General features: G+C 67.6%; 18 protein-coding genes. 9 read left to right on the plus strand and 9 right to left on the minus strand.

What is annotated here, in order from left to right; genetic code table 11:
* Positions 1–175 precede the first annotated feature (175 nt).
* Positions 176–2,041 carry a Na+/H+ antiporter NhaA gene (gene nhaA, locus W5W_RS0109075; protein WP_017195184.1) on the plus strand — a complete coding sequence of 622 codons (1,866 nt, stop codon included), beginning with the start codon at positions 176–178 and terminating at the stop codon, positions 2,039–2,041.
* Positions 2,042–2,078: 37 nt separating this feature from the next.
* On the opposite strand, the gene panB is transcribed toward nhaA, so the two are convergent.
* Positions 2,079–2,927 (minus strand): 3-methyl-2-oxobutanoate hydroxymethyltransferase, encoded by an 849-nt coding sequence (gene panB, locus W5W_RS0109080; RefSeq protein WP_008733864.1) that lies wholly within the window; start codon positions 2,925–2,927, stop codon positions 2,079–2,081.
* A gap of 175 nt (positions 2,928–3,102) precedes the next feature.
* Here panB and W5W_RS0109085 point away from each other — a divergent pair, with 175 nt between their 5' ends.
* From W5W_RS0109085 to W5W_RS0109095, 3 genes are read left to right on the plus strand one after another with little or no spacing between them, the layout of a single operon-like run.
* The gene (locus tag W5W_RS0109085) at positions 3,103–4,434 is read left to right on the plus strand and encodes a glutamine synthetase family protein (RefSeq protein WP_008733855.1); all 1,332 of its coding nucleotides are present in this window, start codon (positions 3,103–3,105) and stop codon (positions 4,432–4,434) included.
* Positions 4,435–4,466: 32 nt separating this feature from the next.
* Positions 4,467–8,123, plus strand: a complete 3,657-nt coding sequence (locus W5W_RS0109090) for a bifunctional [glutamine synthetase] adenylyltransferase/[glutamine synthetase]-adenylyl-L-tyrosine phosphorylase (RefSeq protein WP_017195185.1) — start codon at positions 4,467–4,469, stop codon at positions 8,121–8,123.
* A gap of 56 nt (positions 8,124–8,179) precedes the next feature.
* On the plus strand, positions 8,180–8,857 hold the full coding sequence (locus tag W5W_RS0109095; protein ID WP_008733872.1) for a histidine phosphatase family protein: 678 nt from the start codon (positions 8,180–8,182) through the stop codon (positions 8,855–8,857).
* Positions 8,858–8,935: 78 nt separating this feature from the next.
* Here the strand turns inward: W5W_RS0109095 and glnA are convergent, their stop codons facing one another.
* From glnA to lipB, 4 genes are all read right to left on the minus strand, one after another.
* Positions 8,936–10,360: a type I glutamate--ammonia ligase gene (gene glnA, locus W5W_RS0109100; RefSeq protein ID WP_017195186.1), complete on the minus strand. Its 1,425-nt coding sequence runs from the start codon at positions 10,358–10,360 to the stop codon at positions 8,936–8,938.
* A gap of 191 nt (positions 10,361–10,551) precedes the next feature.
* Positions 10,552–11,289 (minus strand): DUF4191 family protein, encoded by a 738-nt coding sequence (locus W5W_RS0109105; protein WP_017195187.1) that lies wholly within the window; start codon positions 11,287–11,289, stop codon positions 10,552–10,554.
* A gap of 97 nt (positions 11,290–11,386) precedes the next feature.
* Positions 11,387–12,400, minus strand: a complete 1,014-nt coding sequence (gene lipA / locus W5W_RS0109110) for a lipoyl synthase (RefSeq protein WP_017195188.1) — start codon at positions 12,398–12,400, stop codon at positions 11,387–11,389.
* A 76-nt stretch (positions 12,401–12,476) separates the two neighbouring features.
* Positions 12,477–13,184 carry a lipoyl(octanoyl) transferase LipB gene (lipB, locus tag W5W_RS0109115; RefSeq protein WP_029574214.1) on the minus strand — a complete coding sequence of 236 codons (708 nt, stop codon included), beginning with the start codon at positions 13,182–13,184 and terminating at the stop codon, positions 12,477–12,479.
* A gap of 91 nt (positions 13,185–13,275) precedes the next feature.
* Here lipB and W5W_RS0109120 point away from each other — a divergent pair, with 91 nt between their 5' ends.
* Positions 13,276–14,895, plus strand: a complete 1,620-nt coding sequence (locus tag W5W_RS0109120) for a protein kinase domain-containing protein (RefSeq protein ID WP_034498969.1) — start codon at positions 13,276–13,278, stop codon at positions 14,893–14,895.
* Between the two features lie 38 nt (positions 14,896–14,933).
* Here W5W_RS0109120 and W5W_RS0109125 read toward each other — a convergent pair whose 3' ends face one another.
* A complete protein-coding gene (locus tag W5W_RS0109125) occupies positions 14,934–17,189 on the minus strand; it encodes an FAD-dependent oxidoreductase (RefSeq protein WP_017195191.1) in 2,256 nt (751 codons plus the stop codon).
* A gap of 92 nt (positions 17,190–17,281) precedes the next feature.
* Here W5W_RS0109125 and W5W_RS0109130 point away from each other — a divergent pair, with 92 nt between their 5' ends.
* From W5W_RS0109130 to W5W_RS14880, 3 genes are read left to right on the plus strand one after another with little or no spacing between them, the layout of a single operon-like run.
* Complete coding sequence (locus W5W_RS0109130) at positions 17,282–17,974, plus strand: TetR/AcrR family transcriptional regulator (RefSeq protein ID WP_017195192.1); 693 nt, start codon at positions 17,282–17,284, stop codon at positions 17,972–17,974.
* Positions 17,975–18,020: 46 nt separating this feature from the next.
* Complete coding sequence (locus W5W_RS0109135; protein WP_017195193.1) at positions 18,021–18,263, plus strand: hypothetical protein; 243 nt, start codon at positions 18,021–18,023, stop codon at positions 18,261–18,263.
* A gap of 2 nt (positions 18,264–18,265) precedes the next feature.
* Complete coding sequence (locus tag W5W_RS14880) at positions 18,266–19,435, plus strand: Clp protease N-terminal domain-containing protein (RefSeq protein WP_238533321.1); 1,170 nt, start codon at positions 18,266–18,268, stop codon at positions 19,433–19,435.
* Here the strand turns inward: W5W_RS14880 and sucB are convergent.
* The 3 genes from sucB to W5W_RS0109155 form a co-directional block, all read right to left on the minus strand.
* A complete protein-coding gene (sucB, locus tag W5W_RS0109145) occupies positions 19,372–20,835 on the minus strand; it encodes a 2-oxoglutarate dehydrogenase, E2 component, dihydrolipoamide succinyltransferase (RefSeq protein WP_029574217.1) in 1,464 nt (487 codons plus the stop codon). The two genes, W5W_RS14880 and sucB, sit on opposite strands and share 64 nt — an antisense overlap.
* A 27-nt stretch (positions 20,836–20,862) precedes the next feature.
* Positions 20,863–22,236, minus strand: coding sequence for a dihydrolipoyl dehydrogenase (gene lpdA / locus W5W_RS0109150; RefSeq protein ID WP_008734272.1), 1,374 nt, complete (start codon positions 22,234–22,236; stop codon positions 20,863–20,865).
* Between the two features lie 139 nt (positions 22,237–22,375).
* Positions 22,376–23,929, minus strand: coding sequence for a leucyl aminopeptidase (locus tag W5W_RS0109155; RefSeq protein WP_008734276.1), 1,554 nt, complete (start codon positions 23,927–23,929; stop codon positions 22,376–22,378).
* 101 nt (positions 23,930–24,030) lie between these two features.
* Here W5W_RS0109155 and W5W_RS0109160 point away from each other — a divergent pair, with 101 nt between their 5' ends.
* Positions 24,031–24,552: a hypothetical protein gene (locus W5W_RS0109160; protein ID WP_008734278.1), complete on the plus strand. Its 522-nt coding sequence runs from the start codon at positions 24,031–24,033 to the stop codon at positions 24,550–24,552.
* The last annotated feature ends 45 nt before the right edge of the window (positions 24,553–24,597 follow it).

A 24,597-nucleotide genomic window follows, 5' to 3' on the forward strand; every position in this document is an offset into this window, starting at 1 on the left:
TGGAGTGAGATTTCCGGAGCCCGGATCCCCTACCTTATGGGCCGCTTATGGGCCGTCGTGGTGGAGGCCTCGGATGGCGAATGGTTGCGGGTGTGCGGGACGGGCCTTACGCTCGACGGCGCTCGGGGCCCGGAGAACATCGATAACACGACTCCACTCGTATGAAAGGGCGTGCATGAGCACATCGACGGCTGTGACCGAGGCTGTCGACGCCTGGCTGCGCCGGCGCCTCCGCCTGCGTGACATGCAGATCAACGAGACCTATGCGGCTGTGGCCCTCACGGCTGCAACTATCACGGCATTGGTATGGGCCAACGTCGGGCACAGCTACCACAGTTTCTGGCAGACCCCCGCCTCGTTGGCCATCGGCCCGTTCAAGGTCGAGCTCAGTCTTCACGGCTGGGTCGATGAAGGCCTCATGACCGCCTTCTTCTTCATGGTGGGCCTGGATGTGCGGCGCGATCTCACCCTCGGGGAGCTGAGACTGCCCGGTCGGGCGCTCCTGCCCGTCGTCTCCGCCATCGGCGGCCTCGTGGTCCCTGCACTCGCCTACTCGGCGATCACGCACGGCGCCGATGGCGCGCACGCGTGGGGATCGGTCATCTCCACCGATACGGCCTTCGCCCTGGGCATGCTCGCGCTCATCGGGCCCAAAAGGGCCCCGCGCCTGCGCGCTTTCCTCCTCGCCTTCGCCGTCATCGACGACATCGGCGCACTGATGGTCATCGCGGTCTTCTATTCCGGCTCTCTCAACCTCATGGCGCTGGGCTGTGCGGTACTGGGGCTGCTGGGGATCATGCTCCTGGCCCGCCGAGGCGTGTGGCGCATGCCCCCGTACGTCCTCCTGGCCGTCGTGACCTGGTACGCCCTATACCGCTCGGGCGTCCATGCCACGCTGGCCGGTGTCCTCATCGCCCTGCTCATGCCGGTCTACCCGGTGCGCAGCGCGGACGTCGACGCCGCCACCGAGGTGGCCCGCCTCTACCGGCAGTCGCCGCACCCCGGCACCGCCGTCATGCTACGTGAGTCCCTGGCCTACTCCATGCCCCTGAACCAGCGGCTGTCCTGGATGCTGCCGCCGTACGTCAACTACGTCGTCGTACCGCTGTTCGCCCTGGCCAATGCGGGTGTGGCGCTCAACGGCGGCACCATCGCCGCGGCCTTCTCCTCACGCGTCATGTGGGCCGTCGTCGCGGGCCTCGTCCTCGGCAAGTTCGTGGGCGTCGCCGTGGGAGCCGGCCTGGTCCTGCGCCTTGTGCCGGGATCCCGCCTGCCCGGTCTGGATCTGCCGCGGATCATGGGCCTGGCGGCCCTGTCCGGTATGGGCTTCACGATCTCCCTGCTCGTGGCCAATCTGGCCCTGGAGGACGAGGCGCTGCGCGACCAGGCCCGCTTGGGCGTTCTTGCGGCATCGCTGGGAGCCCTGCTCCTGGCCACCGTCATCTTCCGCGTCTCCGAGAGGATCTCCCCGCTTCCCCCGCCGCCCGGTGAGCATCTGTGCCGTGCAGTGGACTTCGATAAGGATCTGACGACTGGGAATCCGGATGCGCCCCATACACTCATCAATTATGCGGATATGTCCTACGAGGGGCGCTGGCGCCTCATGGAGGCGCTCAAGGGCATTGCCGCCCTGCGTGATGCCGGGCGCGTAAATCTTGTCCTGCGTCACAAGCTCACCGGTCCTGAGAGCCTTCTCGCCGCTCTCGCCATGGAGGCCGCTCGTCACGAGGGGCCGGAGAGACTGTGGCGCTTCCACGATGCTCTGGCCAACCTGCGCGGCCAGATCAGCACCGACAGCATCACCGTTGCCGCTCAGGGGGCCGGGCTGGACGCCCGGGCCATGTGGGAACGCATCGACAGTGGTGCGGATGAGCCCAAGGTGCTGGCCGACGCCATGGATGTCGAGGGACTGACCGAGGACGGCAGCCCGGTGGTCTATATCGACGGGCGCCGCTTCGAGAGGCTTCTCAACCGGTGGACCTTCTCCGAGGAGCTCACTCGGATCGAGGCCGTTGGTGCTGAGGGCGACTCAGGCGACTGAACTTCGCTTCTCGCGACGGGGAATGGATTGAAGGTCGTCAGGAACTGAACCAGTGCTCCGGTGCGGGGAAGGAGCCTTCGCGGACTGCGGCGGCGTACTCGAGGGCGGCCTGGCGCAGGGCGTCGCCGACCCTCCCGAACTGCTTGGCGAAGCGCGGCCTCCACTCCGTCATCCCGGCCATGTCCGACCAGACGAGGACCTGGCCGTCGCAATGGGCTCCGGCGCCGATCCCGATGGTGGGGACGGCGAGGGCCTCGGTGACGCGTGCGGCCACCTGCTCGGGCACCATCTCCAGGACCATGCCCATCACGCCCGCCTCCTCGATCGCCAAGGCGTCCGCCAGAAGCTTCTCGCCCTCCTCTCCCCGCCCCTGGACGCGGAAGCCGCCCAGCGTATTGACTGACTGCGGTGTGAAGCCGAGATGCCCCATGACGGGGATGCCGGCATCGGTCAGGGTCCGGATCGCATCCGCCCGTGGTCGGCCGCCCTCCAGCTTGACGGCGTTGGCGCCGGCCTTGACCAGGCGGACGGCGCTGGCCAGAGCCTGCTCGGGACTCGCCTCGTAGGTTCCGAAGGGCAGATCCGCGATGACGAACGCGCGCTCGACTGCACTGGCGACGCCCCGGGTGGCGACCACCATCTCATCAAGGGAGACGGGGAGAGTGGAGCCGTGGCCGAGCATGACGTTGCCGATCGAGTCGCCGACGAGGATCATGTCCATACCGGCCGCATCGAAGATCGCCGCGGTCAGGCTGTCGTAGGCCGTGATCATGGTCAGTCGGGTTCCCTCGGCCTTCGCTGCGAGAAGGCGGGGGAGACGAACCGGTTTGCTGCCGGCGACATTCTCAGCGGTGGAGGGCCCGTAGGGCGACTCGGGAGTAGCCATGGGGCGAAGCCTATGCCGGTTCACGGACCGCCGTCCTCAATGAGAATGAGTTGGCCTCGGTCCCGTTCCTCAACGGGGCGTGTGAAATCTTCCCGACCCATCCGCCTCGGTAGGCTCTCGTCAGGAGGCGGCAGCGCCTTCGCACACCCCGTGCAGGAGGGACTCAGGAGGCACTATGGACAAGCAGCAGGAGTACGTTCTGCGGGCGATCGAGGAGCGCGACATCCGCTTCGTCCGCCTGTGGTTCACCGATGTCCAGGGGCAGCTGAAGTCCGTCGCCATCGCGCCGGCCGAGGTCGAGGGCGCCTTCGAGGAGGGGATCGGCTTCGACGGCTCCGCGATCGAGGGGCTCACGCGGGTCTACGAGTCCGACATGCTGCTGGCCCCGGACCCGTCCACCTTCCAGATGCTGCCCTGGCGAGCCGGAGCCGACGGGGTCGCCCGCATGTTCTGTGACGTCCTGACTCCCGACGGCGAGCCCGCCCGCACCGATCCGCGAGCGGTTCTGGAGCGCCAGTTGGCGAGAGTCGCCGAGGCCGGCTTCACCTGCTACCTCCACCCCGAGATCGAGTTCTACCTCGTCAACCGGGATGCGGAGGGCCGCATTACCCCCACCGACCACGCCGGATACTTCGACCACGTACCGGGCGGCACCGCGCACGAGTTCCGGCGCCGGGCGATCCTGATGCTCGAGCAGATGGGCATCTCCGTGGAGTTCTCCCACCACGAGGGAGGTCCCGGGCAGAACGAGATCGACCTGCGCTTCGCCGACGCCCTGTCCATGGCGGACAACATCATGACCTTCCGCGCCGTTGTCGAGGAGGTGGCCCTCCAGGAGGGCAGCCTGGCCACCTTCATGCCCAAGCCCTTTGCCGACCAGTTCGGCTCGGGCATGCACACCCACTTCTCCCTGTTCGAGGGCGACCGCAACGCCTTCTACGACCCGTCCGGGGAGTACCAGCTCTCAGTGACTGGCAGGTCGTTCATCGCCGGACTCCTGCATCACGCATCGGAGATCTGCGCGGTGACCAACCAGCACGTCAACTCCTACAAGCGCATGTGGGGCGGGGATGAGGCTCCCAGCTACGTGTGCTGGGGTCATAACAACCGTTCTGCTCTGGTGCGCGTGCCCATGCACAAGCCGGGCAAGGGGCAGTCCGTGCGCGTCGAGTACCGTGGCATCGACTCCTCGGCCAACCCCTACCTGGCCTACGCAGTCATTCTGGCCGCGGGTTTGAAAGGGATTGAGGAGGGCTACGAACTGCCCTCCGAGACTGAGGATGATGTCTGGGCGCTGTCCGAGGGCGAGCGCAGAGCCATGGGTATTGGCGCCCTGCCCACCTCACTCAAGCGGGCCGTGGCCGCCATGAGCGACTCCGACCTCGTGGCGGACACGCTGGGAGAGGACGCCTTCGAGTACTTCTTGCGCAATAAGCGCAGGGAATACCGCTCATACGACGCCCAAGTCACCGACTTCGAGATCAGCCAGTTCTTCCCGCGCACCTGAATGCCTGAATCCCCCGAATACGGAGCAGCGCTATGACCGGTCGATGGAACGAGAGCTCCTCCAGGCCATTCGGACAACGGCGCACGAGTGTGCGCACGCGGCTGGTGCGAGCGGGCTTCGACGAAGTCGATCGTGCTGGGTCGTGCCTGCACGACGAGGCTCTGAGTCGCTTGCTCCCCCTTGTACAGGAGCCTGAGGAAGCGGATCGCGAGCTCGACCCGGTTCGGTCCGAGCTCGTCGAGGAGCTCAGTCGGGTCGCCGATCCCGACCTCGCGTTGCTCTCCCTGGTTCGCCTGGCCTCCGCCGTCGGCTCCCGTGACGAGGAGCTGCGCGGGCTTCTCGCATCTCTGGGCACTGGAGGACCGGATTCCTCCGACTCCGAAGTTCCAGGGGTTTCAGGGGCAGGGGCTTCAGAGGCGTCAGCCGAGGAGATGCAGGTCCCCGATGAGCGCGACGAGCACCGTCGTCGGCTCCTGGGCGTTCTGGGCGCCTCCCGGGCGCTGGGGGACTTCCTGGTCAGCCACCCCGATCACCTTGCCGCCCTGAGTCCGGCCCATGCTGTGGATGCTCCCGATCAAGCGCCGATGGACGTCGTCCTGGCAGAGGCGGTTGCGGCGGCCCTCGACCCCGACGGCACCGGCGACAATGACGGGGCCGAATGCACGCGTGTCGAGGCCGCCACGGCCGCCATGCGCGTGGCCTACCGCGACCGGCTCCTGGCCATCGCGGCCGATGACGTGACCTGCTCCGATCCGCTCGCGCACATACCGGTGGTCGTTGAGCGCATGACTCGGCTCGCCGATGCCGCCCTGGAGGCGGGGCTGGCCATTGCTCGCGCAGGAGTGGGGGAGCAGGCCGACTCCGTGGCGCTGGCCGTTATCGCAATGGGCAAGACGGGGGCGCGTGAGCTCAACTACGTGTCCGACGTCGATGTCATCTATGTCGTCGGGCCCGCAGACCGCCCCGACGCCCCCGAGACCCACGACGGAGCCGTCAGTGCCATCGATGCCATTGACGCCATCGATGAGGACGAACTGGTCCGCCTGGGCACGGATCTCGCCATCGGGCTGGCCCGCGCGACTTCGGCCACTGGTCGCGAACCGCCCTTATGGCCGTTGGACACGGCTCTGCGTCCCGAGGGCAAGGACGGCGCCCTCGTGCGCACCCTGAGGTCGCATGTGACCTACTACGAGCGCTGGGCCGCCTCCTGGGAATTCCAGGCGCTGCTCAAAGCACGTCCATGCGCTGGGGACGCGGGTCTCGGCGCCGCCTATGCGAGTGCCGTCGATCCCTTCGTGTGGGGGGCCAGCAGCCGCGAGAATTTCGTCGACGACGCCCGTGCCATGCGCCGCCGCGTCGAGAACGAGTCCGGCAAGGGCGGTGGGGAGGACCGTCGTATCAAACTCGGCCCGGGTGGGCTGCGGGACGTCGAGTTCACGGTTCAGCTCCTTCAGCTCGTCCATGGGCGCGGCGATGAGCGCCTGCACGTCCGTTCGACGCTGGGGGCGCTGGCCGAGCTGTCGGCGGCCGGGTACGTCGGCCGCTCCGATGCCGCTGAACTGGACTCCTGCTATCGGCTGCTGCGATTGCTGGAGCATCGCAGTCAGCTCTACCGCCTGCAGCGGACCCACGACCTGCCCCGCGGCGAAGACGACCTGCGCCGTCTGGGGCGGGGCATCGATCGGCGCATCATGGGTGAGCCCGAGGCCCTGTGGTCGACTTTCACCTCGGTGCGCAGGCGCGTGCGCGCCCTCCACGAGGAGATCTACTACCGCCCGCTGCTCGCAGTGGCGGCGACACTGAGCGCCGACGAGATGACAATGAGCCCGCAGGCGGCGCGCGAGCGCCTCAAAGCGGCGGGTTACCTCGATCCCGATGGCGCCCTGCGCCACATCCACGCCCTGACCGAGGGAGTCAGCCGGCGCGCTGAGATTCAGCGCCAGCTCCTGCCCGTCATGATCAGCTGGCTCGGCCGGGGTCCGGATCCGGATAACGGTCTGCTCTCCTTCAGGCTGCTGTCGGAGCGGGTGGGCGGATCCCACTGGTACTTGGCGATGCTGCGCGACTCCCGGGCCGCCGCTCGATCCCTGTGCCATGTCCTGTCCGGCGCCAGGTGGACCACCGAGCGCCTGGCCGAACGGCCGGAGTCGATCGCCTGGCTCGATGACGCGAGCGAGTTGACCGCGCGCGATCCCGCTGCCCTGCACTCCGAGGTCCACAGTCTTCTGCGCCGGCGCGTGCTGACTGCTGACAGCGAGTCCGCCTTGGAGGGCCAGGCGGCGGAGGCCGTGCACGCGGTCATGAGCGTGCGCACCCGTGAACTCGTTCGGGCCGCATTGGCCGACTCTCTGAACGGCGTTGATCCTGAGCGGACCGCCCGTATTCTGACCGACACCACTGACGCGGTTCTCGACGGGGTGCTCAGCCTGGCCACCGGCGTCGTCATCGCCTTACGGGACGGTCCGGACGCGGTTGCCTCCGGACCGGAGAGGGACGGAACCTGGTCGGGAGCACTGGCGCGCCACGCGATGATCGCCATGGGTCGCCTCGGCGGGGCCGAGACCACCTACGCCTCCGACGCCGACGTCCTGTTCGTGCACGAGGCGCGCCCCGGCGCTGATCGGCATGAAGCCGCCGATGAGGCCGAGGCGGTCGCCCGATGGGTCGTGCGCCTGCTGTCACAGGCCCAGCCGCATCCCTTCGAGGTCGACGCGGACCTGCGCCCGGAAGGACGCCAGGGGCCGATGAGCCGCTCGCTGGGCTCGTACGCCGATTACTACGAGCGCTGGTCAGCGGTTTGGGAGCGCCAGGCGCTTCTGCGGGCCCGGGCCTGCGCCGGCGATGCTGAGCTCGGTCGCGCCTTCGAGGAGCTCGTGGAGCCTCTGCGCTGGAGCCCAGACGGGCTGGACGACGACGGTCTGCGACAGATCCGTCGTCTCAAGGCACGCATGGAGGCAGAGCGTCTGCCGCGTGGAACCAATCCCGCACGCCATATCAAGTTGGGCCCCGGCGGCCTGTCCGACGTCGAGTGGGCGGTGCAGGTCCTGCAGCTCCAGCACGCGGCGCGAGTGTCGGAACTGCGTACAACGTCGACTCTGGAGGCTCTTGACGCGGCCCGATCGGCGGGCCTGCTCACCGAGAGTGAGGAGGCCGCCCTGCGCGGCGCCTGGCTGCTGGCCTCACGGGTGCGGGCGGCGACCGTCCTCGGCACTGGGCGGGACCATGGAGAGCGCATCGAAGTTCTTCCCAACGGCCTGAGGGAGATTCGTCTGGTCGGGCGCCTGGTGGGCCTGGCGGCAGGCAGGGAGCGCCAGCTGGAGGACCTCTACCGGCGGCACGCCCGCCATGCGCGCCGAGTCGTCGAACGGGTCGTGTTCGGACGGACCTCCGAGACTCGGAAGGCCGGAGCCGGGTCTGCGACCCGGACGGGCGACAACCCACCGGTCGGCGATGATTCCCGAGCCGGTGGAGGCCGAGATGAGGCTGCGGGGCGCCGAAATCGTTCGGACAATGGTCAGCTGCAGGGCATGTCCGACGGCCAACGGGCGCGCACGAGGAGCGCGGGCGCCTCGGCCCCTTCACGATCCGAGACGCCTGAGAAACGTCCCGCCTCGACAACCGGAGGGCATGCTGCCAAGCCTCCGCGGCGCGCTGCACGCCGTGGAGGCGGTCCCTATCCGTGGTCGTGACCACCCTGAGGCCCCTGCGGAGGAGACCGCGTGCGTTCCCTGGCAGGATTAGAGCCGTGAAGCTTCTTCTCGTCCGTCACGGACGGACCATCGCCAATATCATGGGCGCTCTCGATACGGCTTTTCCTGGTAACTCTTTGGACGCCGCCGGCTTGACTCAAGCGGCATCGTTGCCGGGCAGGCTCGATCCCGACCGGCTCGGTGAGATCTCGTCGCTGTGGACGTCGCCCATTGCCCGCGCGCGTCAGACGATCGCCCCGCTGGAGGGCGCCACCGGCCTGATGGCGACTATCGATTCGGGCCTGCGGGAGGTTCTCGCAGGCGATCTGGAGATGCACACGGATGCGCGCTCGGTTGCGTGCTACACGGACACGACACGGGCATGGATGATCGGGCGCACGGCCGCACGTCTGCCGGGCAGCCCCGAGGACGGAGCCGACACTTTCGCCCGATTCGATAACGCCGTCACCCGGATCGCCCGTACCACGGCTGAGCATGTCGGAGCGGAGGGGACGGCCCTGCTGGTCGCCCACGGCACCGTTCTGCGGCTGTGGACGGCCCTGGCCGCTGCACCGGGCGGGGGAGCGGATCCCGCCTGGATCGCCGACCACCCCATGCGGAACGCGGGCATCAGCCTTGTCGAAGGCGATCCGGAAGAGGGCTGGCGCCTGGTGGATTGGAACGAGGGGGAGTGGAATTCAACGCACTCAACGGGGCGGCCCAGCAGCGCATGACGCGCCGTGATGAGCTGAACGGTTCTGTGGTGAGCAAGAGGTGAGCCAAGAGGCGAACACAGAACCGTTCAGCGCCTGTCACAGGTCGTAGTAGAGCTCGAACTCGTAGGGGTGGGGGCGCAGTCGCATGGGAACGACCTCGTTGTCCCGCTTGTATTCGATCCAGGTATCGATGAGGTCAGGGGTGAACACATCGCCCTCGGTGAGGTACTCGTGGTCCTCCTCCAGGGCGTCGAGCGCCTGGTCCAGGGAGTGGGGCAGCTTGGCGATGTCGTAGTACTCCTCGGGCGCAAGCTCGTAAAGATCCTTGTCGATGGGCTCTCGCGGCTCGATGCGCCCCCGAATACCGTCGATGCCCGCCATGAGGACGGCCGAGAAGCACAGGTACGGGTTGGCAGAGGGGTCGGGGACGCGGTATTCGATGCGCTTGGCCTTGGGCGAGGTGCCGGTCACGGGGATGCGAATGCAGGCCGAGCGGTTGCGGGCCGAGTAGACGAGGTTGACGGGAGCCTCGAAGCCCGGCACGAGACGGCGGAAGGAGTTGACCGATGGGTTCGTGAAGGCCAGCAGGCTGGGCGCGTGCTTGAGAATCCCTCCGATGTACCACCGGGCGTAGTCGGAGAGCTGTCCATATCCGCGCTCGTCGAAGAACAGCGGTTTTCCGCCCTTCCACAGTGAGTGGTGGCAATGCATCCCCGAGCCGTTGTCACCGAAGATCGGCTTGGGCATGAAGGTGGCCGTCTTGCCCCTGCGCCACGCCTCGTTCTTCACGATGTACTTGAACTTCATCATGTCGTCGCCGGCGGCGAGCAATGAAGCGAAGCGGTAATTGATCTCCTGCTGTCCGGCGGTACCGACCTCGTGATGGGCGCGCTCGATCTCGAGCCCGGCTTCATGGCAGGTCCGTACCATGGCGTTGCGGATGTCGGTCATCTGGTCGGACGGGGAGACGGGGAAGTACCCGCCCTTGAACGGGGTCTTGTAGCCCTTGTTGCCGCCCTCCTCGCTGCGTCCGGTGTTCCAGGCCGCCTCATTGGAGTCGATGGCGTAGCGAGTGGATCCCGGCGTGGTCTCGTACTCGATGGAGTCGAAGAGGTAGAACTCGGCCTCGGCGCCGATGTAGCAGGTGTCGGCGATACCGGTGGATCGCAGGTAGTCCTCGGCCTTGGCCGCGATCGAACGGGGATCGCGGGAGAAGCGCTCGTCCGTGAACGGGTCCACGATCGAGAAGTTGACAACGAGGGTCTTCTCCTCGCGGAAGGGGTCGAGGTAGGCGGTGGTGACATCGGGCACGAGCTTCATGTCGGACTCATGGATAGCCGTGAAGCCGCGGATCGAGGAGCCGTCGAACATCAGTCCGTCGGTCAGGGCATCCTCCTCGAATGCGGCCACTGGAATCGTGAAGTGCTGCATCATGCCCGGAAGGTCGCAGAAGCGGACATCGACGAGCGCAACCCCCTCCTTCTCAATGTAGGCGAGGATCTCGGACGCGTCCTTGAACATGTGTGTTCCTTCATCAATGGTGTCCGCCTTGGGCGCGGGCTCGGCTCGGATGCCGAAGCAGCGCGGTGTGCGGCTGGTCGAAGGCTACGGGCGCGCCATGACGCCGGTGTGCCGTGCGTGTGTCTCCGTTGTTTCACTCGCCCGGTGATTCAGGCGCCCGGTGGAGTGCTTCTCCCCGGACATCACTGGCATCACCGACCGCGCATGGCTCGTCGGTCCGGACGGGCCTTGGCCGGGTCGATGCCCTTGGGGATGGGCAGGCCCTTGGTCGACAGGGAGGACAGGCGCTTGGAGACCTGACTGATCTCGGCGTCGGTGAGCCTTGTGGGCTTTGTCGGCAGCTTGCTGATGGTGGGCCACAAGTCCATCAGGCGCGTCTGGCCCTCGTCCATGCCGACATTGATGACGTGCACCGGCACGGTGGACAGGATGCGGCGAAGGATCTTCTGCTCATCCGCGACTGGCCGCTGCAGGCGGCCGGTGGGTCCCTCCGCCACGAGTACCACTCCGGGGCGGCCGACCATGCGCCAGATCACGTCCCCCGTCTTCCGGTTGACGTACACCGGGTCCGATTCGAGGTTCCAGCCGCGACCGAGACTCTGATCGAGCACGAGTTTGGCAGCGCCCGACTTGCCCTCGATCTGGGTGTAAGAGGCGCGTCGCGTCGTCCACGACAGGATGGCGACGTCCGCAGCGAGCGCCAGGGCCACCGCCATGAGCACCCAGTACCAGATCGCTTGTTGCGTGACCAGGGCGAGTACGACGGCCAGGCAGATGAGCAGCAGTACCGTTCCCACCATGGCCCACCCGATCCACGGGTAGGTCCTGCGCGAAATCGTGTAGGAGTCCTTGAGGTTCTGGACGACACTCTGAATGCGCTGGACAAAGCGGCGCTTCTTCTCGGGCTGGGCGCTGGGGGCGGTGCTCACAGTGCTCCACCATAGCTGACGGCGCCGTGCCGCTCCCCGTGCGATCGTGGTTCATCGGCTGGTAGGTACTCCCCGATCCTGCGAATCAAGGGATATGTCACTTCAAACGGGCGACGACGGTACTCGCCTCCTGCCGGGCGGTGACCGGTGCCGCGAGCTCCGTCATGTTCTCCGGTATGGGACGGCCCTTGGCGCGCATGGCCCTGCCCCAGAGCGTTCCCGAACGGTAGGACGAGCGCACCATCGGGCCGCTCATGACGGCGGCAATGCCCATCTCCTCGGCCATCTTCGCTAGCGCCACGAATTCCTGGGGCTTGACCCACCGGTCGATGGGGTGATGCAGCTTGGAAGGACGCATGTACTGGGTGATGGTGAGGATATCGACCTTGGCATCGACAAGACTGCCGATGGCATCCTCGATCTCGGCGCGGGTCTCACCCATGCCCAGGATCAGATTCGACTTGGTCAGCAGGCCGGCCTCCGAGGCCTGTCGCAGCACTGCCAGACTCCCCTCGTAGGAGAAGGCCGGGCGTATGCGTCGGAAGATCCGCGGCACGGTCTCCAGATTGTGTGCGAAGACCTCCGGTGCGGAGGAGAAGACCTCTTCCAGCGGCTCCGCACGTCCCTTGAAGTCGGGCACCAGGAGCTCGACGCCGCAGCCGGGCAGCATCGTGTGGATCTGTCGAGCGGTCTCGGCGTACAGCCAGGCACCGCCGTCGGGAAGGTCATCACGGGAGACGCCGGTGACGGTCGCGTAGCGCAGTTCCATCTGCGCCACCGAGGCGGCCACCCTGGCGGGCTCGTCCTCGTCGTACTCGGTGGGACGGCCGGTGGCGATGTCGCAGAAGTCGCAACGGCGCGTGCACAGTTCGCCGCCGATGAGGAATGATGCCTCGCGCTCGTTCCAGCATTCGTAGATATTGGGGCAGTTGGCCTCCGCGCATACGGTGTGGAGCTTCTTCTGCCGCACCAGGCCGCGCACTTCCTGGTAGGTCTGCGACACCACGGCGCGGGTCTTGAGCCACTCGGGCTTGCGCTCGATCGGCGTCTCGGCGTTTCGTGCCTCGACGCGCAGAAGACGACGGCCCTCGGGGGCGACGGTGTTTGTCACGAACCCTCCTCAGACAACAATGGCAGCACGCTTCAGTCTATGCCAGAGATCGCTTGATCTGGGACTGAAGGCCCAGTTATGCGCTGTGAATCGGCGTGTCCTGAGCCACCAGCGGCGTCAGGTGCGCTGCCAGAGCGGCGGCGACATCGTCGGCCACGTCGGCCGCGCGCAGGCGCTGTCCGGTCTCAACCACCAAGGATGTGACACCGGCATCATCAATGCCGCACGGCACGATCCGGTCCAAGCTGAAAGCGGTCAGGTCCGGATTCACGTTGAGGCCGATGCCGTGCATCGTCACGCCGCGGGCCACTCGCACTCCCAGAGCGCATATCTTGCGCTCTACTGCGCGGAACGGAGAGGGCGAATCGGACTCCGCCCCGATCCACACGCCGGAGCGCCCTTCGACCCGTATGGCGGCGAGCCCGTAGTCGGCGCACACCTCAATGACGGCTGCTTCCAGTGCGCGTACGTACTGGATCACATCAATGGGGGAGGCCAGGCGCACGATCGGGTAAACCGTGAGCTGACCCGGGCCGTGCCATGTGGTCTTCCCGCCCCGATCGACATCGACGACGGGCACATGCCCCGGTTCAACGAAGCCGCTGTCGGGGCGCTCCCAGGAATGCGCTCTGCGGCCCACCGTGTAGACGGGTTCATGCTCCAGCATGATGAGTGTTGAGGGACGGCGTTCCCCGACGACCTCCTCGTGGATCCGCCGCTGGAGCTCCCATCCCTCCTGGAAGGGGATCAGGCGGGAGCCGAGGGCGACGTCCAAACGGTGCACGCCGCCTACCATAGGCGCCCGGACGCGAAAGTTATCCACAGGCAGTCTCGAACCTGGTGCGACAGCGGACCTGGCAAGGACGATGACGGTCATGAGATCCCTGAAGCAGCGTCGTGCCAGATCAGAGGCGTCACGTGATGATGAGAGCCCAGCCGCCCAGGACACAGACCTCCCCGTGGAGGTGAGCGACGAGCTCGTGGCCGCGGGGCTGGCCATCGGCGAGCCGATGGGGCGTGATCGCCCGGGCCATCTCGCTCCGCGGCGGGCACTGGACGCTGCCGGGAATGACGTCGTGCTTCACGTCGTGGACGGAGGCGCCGCTGAGGCTCGAGTTCTGCGCCGCCTGGCCGACCTGCGACTGCTGCGCCATAAGGCGATCGCGGGAGTGCGCCGGGTGATCTCTTTGCCGGAGGGCCGCGTGGGTGTGCTCAGCGAGTTCATCATCGGGGCCGATCTGGCGGTCGTGCTGGGGGCTCGCGGCGGCCTGACCCGCGATGAGGCCGCACGACTGCTCGACGACCTGGGAGGCGCACTGGCGCATCTGCACGAGCGGGGCATGGCTCACGGTGATGTGGCGGCGGCCAATGTCATCGTCAATACCGATGGGCAGCCGGTTCTCATCGATCTGCTGGGAGGGGCGCTGGAGACCGGCACCGAGTCGAGCGCCGCCCCTGAGCGCGGGGAGGGGGCGCCGGCGACTGCGGCCGCGGACGTCTACTCCCTGGCGGCTCTGCTGCGCCAGTGCGCGGCGGGGTCACCGGCCCTGGCCGAGCGGCTGGAGCGAGTGCTTCCCGACGCCCTGGACGCCGACCCGGACCGCAGGCCCAGTGCACGCGACCTGGCCGCCCGCGCCCCCGAGATCGGTCAACCGGGCGTCATCGAACTGCCCGATGGGGCCAGACTGGCCGCCGGGGCACTGCGGGCCGCGAGTTCGCGGCCGACGCGCGCCGTGGCCTCACGACGCGGCCGCCCCGCCTCGGAGGGGCGGCCGGTACGAACCTGGGGGCCGGGAGGGCGTCCCACCGGTCGCCGTGGGCGGGGAGCACGTCTGGGGCTGGTGCTGCTGGCGCTCAGCATTGCGCTAGGCGCTGCCGCCGTGGCGCGGGGATGGCGGCCCGACTGGATGCAGGCTTCCGCATTGTTGGCCACTTCCCCTTCTTCCGCACCGGTATCGGCCGAGACGGATGATCCGCAGGGGGCCGCGATGGGCTCTGCGGACGCTCCGGATGCCGCCGATTCGGGGAGCACAACGGATACAGCAGATACAGCGGATGCGACGGATGCGACAGGCACTGCGAGTCCCGAGGCGCCCGATATGCTGCCGATCGTCGTCGAGCTCTCTCTGGCGAGGGATTCCGCCCTGAACGACAACGATGCCGAGGCCCTGGCGACCACGACCGTTCCGGATTCTCCCGCGGCCCTGGCCGACGAGGCGCTGCTGGCCGCGATTTCCGACTCGGGAGAGCGGATCGAGGGGCTGGACACCATGGTGCACTCCGTGACCGGTGCGCGGGTCGGGCAGGAGGCTCAGGAGGCCGCTGAGAGTTGGCCGGATGCCGCCGCCGTTCGTGTGTCGCAGTCGCAGGCGCCCTCGGTGCGCATCGGTGCCGACGGATCGAGACGGGCGGTGCCGGCTCAGGAGACCCGAGATGTCGTGCTCGTCCTGGTCCCCGGGCCGTGGAGGGTGGCCGAGGTCCTGCAGGCGGACTGACCCCCGCCTCTCCCGCTCCAGTGCTGTCTCAGTGAGGCTCAGTAGGGCTCGGTGAGCACCTCTGCGGCATCCGCTTGATCGAGGATCGCTCGGCAGTCCATCACCATGGCGGCGGAGCCGCACAGGTAGACGTCCGCTCCCGACAGGTCGATGTCGGCTTCTGCGAGCGCGTCCGTCACCCGCCCGTGGAAGAAGCCGTCGGCCGTTTCGCGGCTGAGGCAGCGCACCATGCGGCCGGGCAGGGTGGCATCGACCATGGCGGTGAGGTCCTCCTCGCGGTTGCGACAGCCGAACAGGAGCGTGTCTCTCTCAAGACTATCCGCATGGCGGAACATGGCCAGGAAGGGGGCCAGGCCGGTACCCGTGGCGATGAATATGCGAGGCCGTCCGGTCTCCTTGAGCTGATATCCGCCCAGAGGCAGCTCGACGACGGTACGAGTCCCCGTCTCTACTTTCTCGATGAACCGCGACCCGCGCCCGCCCGTGCGCGTCGAGATGAGCAGCTGGAGCACGCCTTCCTCGAGGCCGGCGATGGAGTAGTCGCGCCACGAATCGTCGCCGACATGAAGACGGGCGAACTGTCCTGGAGCCCATGCGCCGACTGAGCCTTCCACCTCCAGGTTCACCTCCCAGATGCTGGGCGTCAGGCGCCGCTTGGAGGCCACGGTGACATGATGCTTCCCCTCGGGAAGCAGGCGAGGACCGATGTCGGATTGCGTCGGAGTCTTCGTGCGCACGGCCTTGGTGATCATGGGGTATCCGCGTGAACCGAGCGCTTGGCAGGCGGCCGCTACTCCGCCCATCATGGCGCCGACGATGCCCAGGCTTCCGGCATCCTGTCCGGACAGCAGCAGACCGGGTACAGCCGTGCGCGGACCCAGCGGCCGGGCCTTGTACCGCTGCGGAGTTGCGGGCACCCCGTAGAAGGCCCCGGCCGGATGGGCGGTGTAGTGCTCGAAGGTCAGGGGAGTGGAAGCCTCCATGTACTCCACCAGGTCGGTCAGACCGGGAACGGCGGTTTCCGCAAGAGCCAGCATGCCGGAGGCGATGCGCTCCTTGAGGGCGGAGTAATCGGCGCCGCGGTCGCCCTGCGGGCGGTCGGCCCACGACGCGAACGGTTCGGCATCGCAGAAGGAGATGATCTCGGCGGTGTGAGGCGTTTCGCCTGATTTCAAGGAGGGGAAGGAGACGAAGGCGTTCTGCGGCTTCCCCTCCAGCAGGGCGGCTCCATGCGTCTTGGCGGCATCGTGGTCGAGGTCCCGACTGACCCAGATATTGCCGCCGTCCACGCCGATGCTGCGCGGATCATCACGCAGGCGCAGGAACACGGTGACGGCCGATGCTCCGGTGCCCAGGCGCTTAATTGTGCGCCGGGCAGGAGCGGTGGCGCGCCCGACGGCGCCGCCGGTGGGCAATAGGCGGGAGAACGTGCTGGAGGCGCCGATGGCGGAGATGACCACAGGGGCCCGGTAGGTCCGCTCGCGTGCGATCGGACCGCGATGATCCAGTGCGCGCACGCCCACGGCGGCACCGTCCTCGATGAGGATCTCCGTGACTTCCTGGGCGACCCGGACCGCTCCTCCGGCCTGCTCGATCCCCTTCTCGAACGTGCGGGCGATGTGCGCACTGCCGCCTTTGGGGAACCATCCGCCGTCCAGATAGTGGGAGACGATCATTGCGTGCACGGCGAAGGCGGAACGCGAGGGCGGCAGGCCGTAGTCGCCCCACTGGCTGGCCAGGACGGCCTTGAGCTCGGGGGAGCGGAAGTGGGCGTCCAGATATGCCTTCGTTGTGCCGGTGGCGGTGCGTCCGGTCATGCGCTGCACGGATCTGAGCACAGGAGTGATGGGACGGGGCACCATTCCTTGAACGAATTCGAGTGTCGCCCAGGATGTGGCCCGGCGAACATCTTTGAAGTAGTGCCGGATAGCAGCCGCTTCGGCCGGAAATTCCTTGATGAGGGTGCGCTCGTATCGCTCGGGCCCGCTGCTGGCGCGCAGGTCGATTCCCGGATACACGAAACGGTCGTAGACCTCCGGCATGCGGTTCCACTCCAGCTCGCCGTCCGAGAGATAGTCGAAGTACGCACGGATCTGAGAACCGGGGTCGAGCTGTCCGATGTAGTGCACGCCCACGTCCCAGGAGGCGCCATCGCGACGGAAGGTGTGCGTCAGCCCTCCCGGTTCCGTGTGTCTCTCGAGGACGAGGACCCTTTTGTCCGCCGCACGGGCCAGAAGGCCCGCCGTGGTCAATCCTCCTATGCCGGAACCGATGACGATGGCGTCATATGTCATGCGCATTTCCTCTTGTCGTTGTTAGACAGTGTCAAGTGGAAGTGTAGCAGCTGACTAGACACTGTCTAGTGGCTGTTCTTAGACTGCCCTGCATGGGGATCGAACAAACGGATCGATCGGCTGAGCGCAGTGGTCGCGACCTGCGCACCGAGCTTCTTCGGACCAGTCGAGAGCTTCTCAACGAGGGCGGACCGAGCGCCCTGAGCATGCGCGAGGTCGCTCGTCGTGCGCGATGCACCCATCAGGCGCCGTACCACCACTTCGCCAATCGAGAGGCGATCCTGGCGGCATTGGTGTGCGAGGGATTCGAGGAGCTCGCGGAGCGGTTGTGCGCGGTGCACAATGGGCTCCAGGCGCATGGGCTGCTTGCCACGCTGAAAGCGTCGGGAGATGCCTATATCGAGTTCGCGCTTCGCAATCCCGGGGTCTTCCGCGTGATGTTCCGTCCTGATATGTGCGCCCCGGAGCGTTTCCCGGAAGTCGTACGCGCGAGCACGCGTGCTCGCGGTGAGCTTGCGCGGCTGGCGAGCATGGTTGCGGGGCGGGAGAGGGCGGCTCCCGAGATCGAAGCATCGATCTGGGCCTTCGTTCACGGGCTGGCCTCGTTGCTGCTCGACGGTCCGTTGCTGGCAGAGCACGAGACTCTGTCGGAGCGCATGGACTTCGCCCGCCGGGTGACCCGCCTCAATGCCGCTCCGCTCGCCGCGCTCGCGCATCAACAACTGGAGGGGGCTGTGCCGGAGTGCGAGGGCGTCGATGATGCGCCCGTGGAGAACGATCAATGAGCAACGTGGGTTGACATATGAACATGTGTCAACTTAAGTTGCTCGCATGGATGCTCTGACTGCGGCCGCCGAAGCCGCCGACACCACACGTCCGGAGGAGGGGCTGCGCGCCGTCGCAGCGCTGCGCCGCTTCACCGACACCCTCGAACTGGCGCAGGTCGAGGCCGCCCTGCGCTCGGGCATGGGGTGGACGCAGATCGCTGCTCAACTCGGCGTCTCCCGGCAGGCCGTCCACAAGAAGTACGCCAGGCGCGTATCTCCGGGCCTGGCTCCGACGCGGAAGGGCTGAGCATGGCGCCCATGGACCACTACCTGACCTGGGTCAACGCGGCATGGTCGGAGGCGGCCAGACTGCGCCACCAGCAGATCGAGCCCGAGCACCTGCTACTCGGCCTCATCGCCCATGGAGGCCGGGCCACTGCCATCCTCGGAGCACACGGTGTGACCCTGGCGCGGGCTCGAACCGCCGTCGATGCGCTCGCCGACGCCGACCTCGCACGCGTCGGAATCCGCCTGCCCGAGGGCCTGCGTCCCGAGCCCCTGTCCGCGAGTGATCTCATCGCGGGACCGGGTTCGGGGGAGATCCCCATGTCGCAGGCCGCCACCGAGCTCGTCGACACCGTCGGCAGGGGAGCGGGCGATCCAGGCCTCCGTGTGTTGCTGGCCCTGACCGCCCGCCCGCAGACCCCGATCGCCAGGCTCGTGGACTACTGCGGCGCCGACGCTGCTGTCCTGTGCGCGGACGCGGCTCGCGCTGAGGCGGAGCTGTCAGAGTCGTCGGAGTTGACTGCCCATCGCTACCGGCTGACCGATGAGTACGCGTCATACGGTCTGGACCGCGTGCTGAGTCAGGAGCGCTTCGTCTCGGTGCCGGCGGCGGATCTGGCCGCACTGCTGTCCGACCCCGCCGGGCTGACCCAGTGGGCGGTACCGCGCGAGGAGCTCGTGGAGCTGTGCGCGGACGGCGTCGTGCAGCGAGTCGATGGGCGCCGTCAGAGGGGCCGCGTGCGCTGGCGCCTGGAGGAGACTTCTCCCGGCAGGATCGTATGGTCGTGCACAGCCGGCCTCGGGCCCTCACGACGGCGAGGTCCTCCTCGTGCGGGACCTGCGGCTGGCCGAGGCGCCCGGAGGCGCCCGCCTCTGCCTGATCCTGGTTCATCGGACCTGGGGCCGGTTCGGCCCTATCGTCTACTGGTTCTCCTGGCGGTGGATTCGTCTTGGCGTGGCGCAGATGCTCACCGGCATCGCCCGAGCGGCGGCCGAACTGTTGTGAGGGACGGGTTGCCCCGAGTACTCGTCGTCAGAAACGGGCGTGGCCCCGCACCTGAGGTGCGGGGCCACGCTTGGCCTCGGCCGCGCTGTACGGCGGACAGGGGCGGGCCGAGGGCGGAGTTGGGTTACAGCCCCAGTTCCCCGGCGAAGTCCCCCTCCTCCAGCCGCTTCTTGACTGTCATGAGGTAGCGCGCGGCGTCCGCGCCATCGACCAGGCGGTGGTCGTAGGACAGTGCCAGATAGCACACCGAGCGGATGGCGATCGCCTCGTTTCCGTCCGCCCCCTTGATCACGCGCGGCTGCTTCTGGATCGCGCCCAGGCCGAGGATCGCCACCTCGGGCTGGTTGATGATCGGGGTATCGAACAGCGCACCGCCGCTGCCGGTATTGGTGATCGTGAAGGTGGAGCCGCTCAGCTCATCCGGGTTGACCTTGTTCTCCCTGGTGCGGGCGGCCAGATCGTTGATGTGCTTGGCCAGGCCCGGGATATTGAGGTCACCCGCGTTCTTGACCACGGGCACGAGCAGACCGCGCGGGGTGTCGACCGCGATGCCGATGTGCTCGACATCGTGATACGTCACCCGCTTGTCGTCGATCGTGGCGTTGACCTTCGGGTGGGCCTTGAGAGCCTCGGTGGCAGCGGCCACGAAGAAGGGCAAGAAGGTCAGTTTCGTGCCGTTCTTGGCGAGGAAGTCGTTCTTGGCCCGGGCTCGCAGGGCGGCCACACGGGTGACATCGACCTCGACCACGGTGGTCAGCTGAGCAGAGGTCTGCAGCGAGCTGATCATGCGCTCGGCGATGACTTGGCGCAGGCGGCCCATCTTCTGCGTCGTGCCGCGCAGCTCAGTATCGACGGCGCCGGCCGCGGGCTTGGCCGCTGGCGTTGCCGGAGCCGCAGCTGCGGGTGCCGCCTGGGCTGCGGCTTTGGCGGCTTCAGCCCTCTTGGCGGCCTCCTCGACGTCCTGCTTGCGGATGCGGCCGCCCACGCCGGTCCCGGTGAGAGTCGTCAGGTCAATGCCCTTGTCCCGAGCGAGCTTGCGCACGATTGGAGTGACATAGGCGGCGGAGGCGACAGCCGCGGCGGATGGCGCCGCATCTGCGGGCTCTGCGGGCGTGGGTGCCGCGTGCTTCCCGTAAGCGGGGGCGGGAGTCGTTGGGGCGGCTGCGGCGGGCGTCGGAGCCGCGGGTGCTGGAGACGGCGCGGCGCTCGGCGTCGGGGGAGCCGGAACAGGAGCTGATGCGGCAGTAGGCGCCGGAGCGGCCGGGGCGGATGCTGGGGGAGCCGGAACAGGAGCTGATGCGGCGGCAGGCGCTGGAGCGGCCGGGGCGGATGCGGGGGCGCCCGCTTCGGAGGGGGCCCCGATCACGGCCAGAACGGTGCCGACCTCGACGGTTTCGTCCTCGGGGACGCGGATCTCCAAGATCGTGCCGGCGACGGGGGAGGGGACCTCGGTATCGACCTTGTCGGTTGCGACCTCGAGGAGGGGCTCATCCACCTCGACGGTGTCGCCAACGGCCTTGAGCCATGACGAGACGGTGCCCTCGGTGACGGATTCGCCCAGAGCGGGCATCTTTACGGACTCGGACATGATGGAAAACTCTCTATCTCTTCGAGATCAGCCGTGATTGTGCAGCGGTTTGCCCGCCAGAGCCATGGCGGCCTCCCCAATGGTCTCATTCTGCGTGGGGTGAGCGTGCACGAGCGAAGCGACATCGTGGGCATCGGCCTCCCACGAGACGATCAGCTGGCCCTCACCGATCTGCTCGCCCATGCGCGTGCCGATCGCGTGGAAGCCGACGACGGGCCCGTCCTTGAGCGAAACGAGCTTGACGAAGCCCTGCGTTCCCAAGATCTGGCTCTTGGCATTGCCGGCTACGTTGAACTCGGCCGTCGTGACCTTCTCCGCGCCGTGGATCTCGATGGCCTGAGCCTCACTCAGACCCACAGAGGCGATCTCGGGCTCGCAGAATGTCACCTTGGGGACCAGCGTGTCGTCAACGGGGCGGGGATCCAGTCCGGCGATCTTCTCGGCGACCACGATGCCCTGGGCGAACCCGCGATGGGCGAGCTGGACGCCGGGGACGATATCGCCTACCGCCCACACACCGTCGACATTCGTGCGGCCGTAGTCGTCCGTCAGGACGAAGCCGCGGTCCATGGCGACTCCGGCCTCTTCGTAACCGAGATTCGCAGTGGCCGGACCGCGGCCGACTGCGATGAGAAGAACCTCTGCGTCGTACGTCTTCGAGTCGGCGGTACGTACGGTCACGCCAGTGGCCGTGCGCTCGACCGACTCGAACATGGTGTTGGTCTTGAAAGCGATCTTGCGCTTGCGGAAGGTCCGCTCGAGCTGCTTGGAAACGGCTTCGTCCTCGTTCGGAACCAGACGGGGGAGTCCCTCGATAATGGTGACCCGGGAGCCCATGGAGGCCCAGGCGGAGGCGAACTCGACGCCGATGACCCCGCCGCCCAGAATCACGGCCGAGGACGGCACGCGATCGAGCTCGAGAGCCTGATCGCTCGTCATGACCGGCCCGGAGATCTCCTGGCCGATGGTCTTGGAGAACGAGCCGGAGGCGAGCACGATGTTCCTGCCCCTGTATCGCCGCCCATTGACCTCGACGGTGTCCCTGGCGACCAAGCGGCCCCAGCCGCGCACGACCTCAATGCCCCGGGATGCGACGAGCCCCTCCAGGCCCTTGTGCATCCGGGAGACCACGCCATTCTTGTACTTCTGGACGGCGGGCATATCGAGACCCTGGAAGACGGCGTTGACGCCCACCGAAGCGGCCTCGCGCACGGCCTCGGCGGTTTCGGCCGAGTGCAGGATCGCCTTGGTCGGAACGCAACCGCGATGGAGGCAGGTGCCGCCGATCTTGTCCGCTTCGATGAGCGCGACCGTCAGTCCCAGCTGTGTGCCGCGCAGCGCGGCTGCGTAACCGCCCGAACCGGCGCCCAGGATGACCATGTCGTACACGGTGTCTGTCACGAAAACTCCTCGTTGATATCCTCCGCTCTCCCAGAGCGGCTCGGCACGGTGCCCATTGTTGCATCTGGCTGCTGCCCGCAGCCCCGAAACTGCTCGCTCGGAAGGACTTGAGTCCTGCAAGACCTGTGAGACCTATCACCTATCGGAGCGGCTCGCTGGGTGGCCGCCGGCCGCGGTCGCTGAGAAGGGCCAGCAGCGTGGCGAGGCCGGCCCCCGTCCCGCCGACGGGCGTCGCTCCCCAGGGCGACTTCTCGTTGTAGGCCGGGCCGGCGATGTCGAGGTGGGCCCACGGCACATCGCCCACGAACTCGCGCAGGAAGAGCCCCGCTACGAGCATTCCTCCTGCACGGCTGCTGATATCGGCGTTGCGGAGCCCGGCGAAAGGGGTCTCCAGGGCGCTGCGCAGGTGCTCGGGCAGGGGCATGGGCCAGAACGCCTCGCCGGCCTCGGCGGCGCATCGGGCCACCTCGTCGCGCAGCGGCGGCGTGCCCATAACACCCGACACCCGGTCGCCCAGCGCGATGATCTGCGCCCCGGTAAGGGTCGCGATATCGAGCACGCAGTCGGGCTTGTCCTCAATGGCGCGCGCCAGGGCGTCAGCCATGACCAGACGGCCCTCCGCATCAGTGTTGGTGACCTCCACCGTGGTGCCGTCGCGCATCGTCACAATGTCGCTGGGGCGCTGGGCGTCGGCCGTGGGCATGTTCTCGGCCAGAGCCAGCCAGGCGTCCACGCGCACCCCCAGTTCCAGGCGAGCCGCCGCCAGCACCGCGCCCAGAACGGTGGCCGCACCGGCCATGTCCGACTTCATCTCCGGCATGGAGGCCGGCGGCTTGAGTGACAGGCCGCCGGAGTCGAAGGTGATTCCCTTGCCGATCAGCGCTATGCGCTGCGCCGGATTCTCCGGCACCCAGGAGACTCGCACGAGGAAGGGCGGGTGCACTGAGCCCTGGCCGACGCCGACGATGCCGCCGAAGCCCTGTTCGCGCAGGAGCGCTTCGTCGAGGATCTCGATGCCGAGGCCCGCATCGTCCGCGATGGCCCGCGCCCGCTGGGTGAAGGTCTGCGGAGTCAGGCGGTTCGGCGGCTCATTGACGAGATCACGTGCCAGAGCGGTCGCCTCGGCCAGAGCGATGGCGCGCGCCTCGGCGGCACTGGCCTCCACAGAGTCCGCCAGAGCAGTGGCGACGACGACGCGCCCCAGCGGCGCTGTGGGTGCCGGCACGCGTCCCGACCAGGCGTAGGCGCCGACAAGCGCGCCTTCGGTCACCGCGCGAAGATCATCGAGATCGTCAGCCGGGAGGAGGAAAGCGGCCGAGTCCATTCCGGCCAGCTCGCGCGCAGCGCATCCGGCAGCCCTTCTGAGCACCCCCGCTCGATCGGCCCCCAGCGCGGTCTCGTCGCCCGATCCGGCAGCGAGGCCGGGGCCGGTACCCACGATGAGGAGACTGTCCGCCCTCACTGCCCTCACATCGGAGCCCAGAACGCTGGAGGGCACTCTGATGACCGCATCAAGTTCTCCGGTGAAGCCGGTGGTGGGCAGGGCCGTGGCGAGGGCCGTGAAGTCGAGCCCCTGATTCACGACGCCGTCAGTCAGCAGGACAGGGGTCTGGTCGATGTGCGCAGCCGCCAGAACGAGTACATCGACATTCAGCCGGGGATCACAGGAGGTCGTCAGTTCAAGGATGGTCACAGCCTCCGATGGTAGTGTGCCCGCAGCTGTCCAGGGTCATTGCGCTCGGACTGTGCCGTAAGAACCGTGTTTCCGTGTTGTTTCCATAAGGAGATTCCGCGATGTCTGCACCAGCGGACGACCGTCTCCAGGTCCGTGGCGTTGAGGACCGGCGTCGTCCCGCGCACGGGTGGGGGCGTCTTCTCGTGGTCGTCTTCGCGGTCTTCGGCCTGGTCATCCTGATCCCCGCTACGATCTCATTGGTGCGCGCACCGCATGTTGCCCCGGTCGTTGGATCCATCAACGTCGCCGCCGGCCTCCTGTTCGTCCTGCTGGCGATCTGCGTGGCGCATAACGGACGCCGTATGCGGCTCATCGGGTGGATGAGCCTGAGCGCGCTGCTGACCGGCGCGGTGCTCATCGGCGTGCTGACGTGGACGGATGCCGCGGAGGGCCTGGAGGCCAGCGTATGGGCGGATGGCGGTCGTCGTCACGGTTACCTGCCGCTCCTGCTCCCCATCCTGGCCACGGGCTGGATGTGGCTGAGCAATCCGCGCCGCATCGTCATCAATGCCGAGCGGATGGATGAGCTGGGGGCCACGCTGGCTGAGCGGACCAGGACGGCGCAGTCGGGTCGCGACTGACGATGGCTTTGGGCGACCTTCACCGAGGTCTCGAGCCGTCTTCAG

The organism is Actinomyces massiliensis 4401292, from assembly GCF_000269805.1.
GTDB classification, from domain to species: Bacteria; Actinomycetota; Actinomycetes; order Actinomycetales; family Actinomycetaceae; genus Actinomyces; species Actinomyces massiliensis.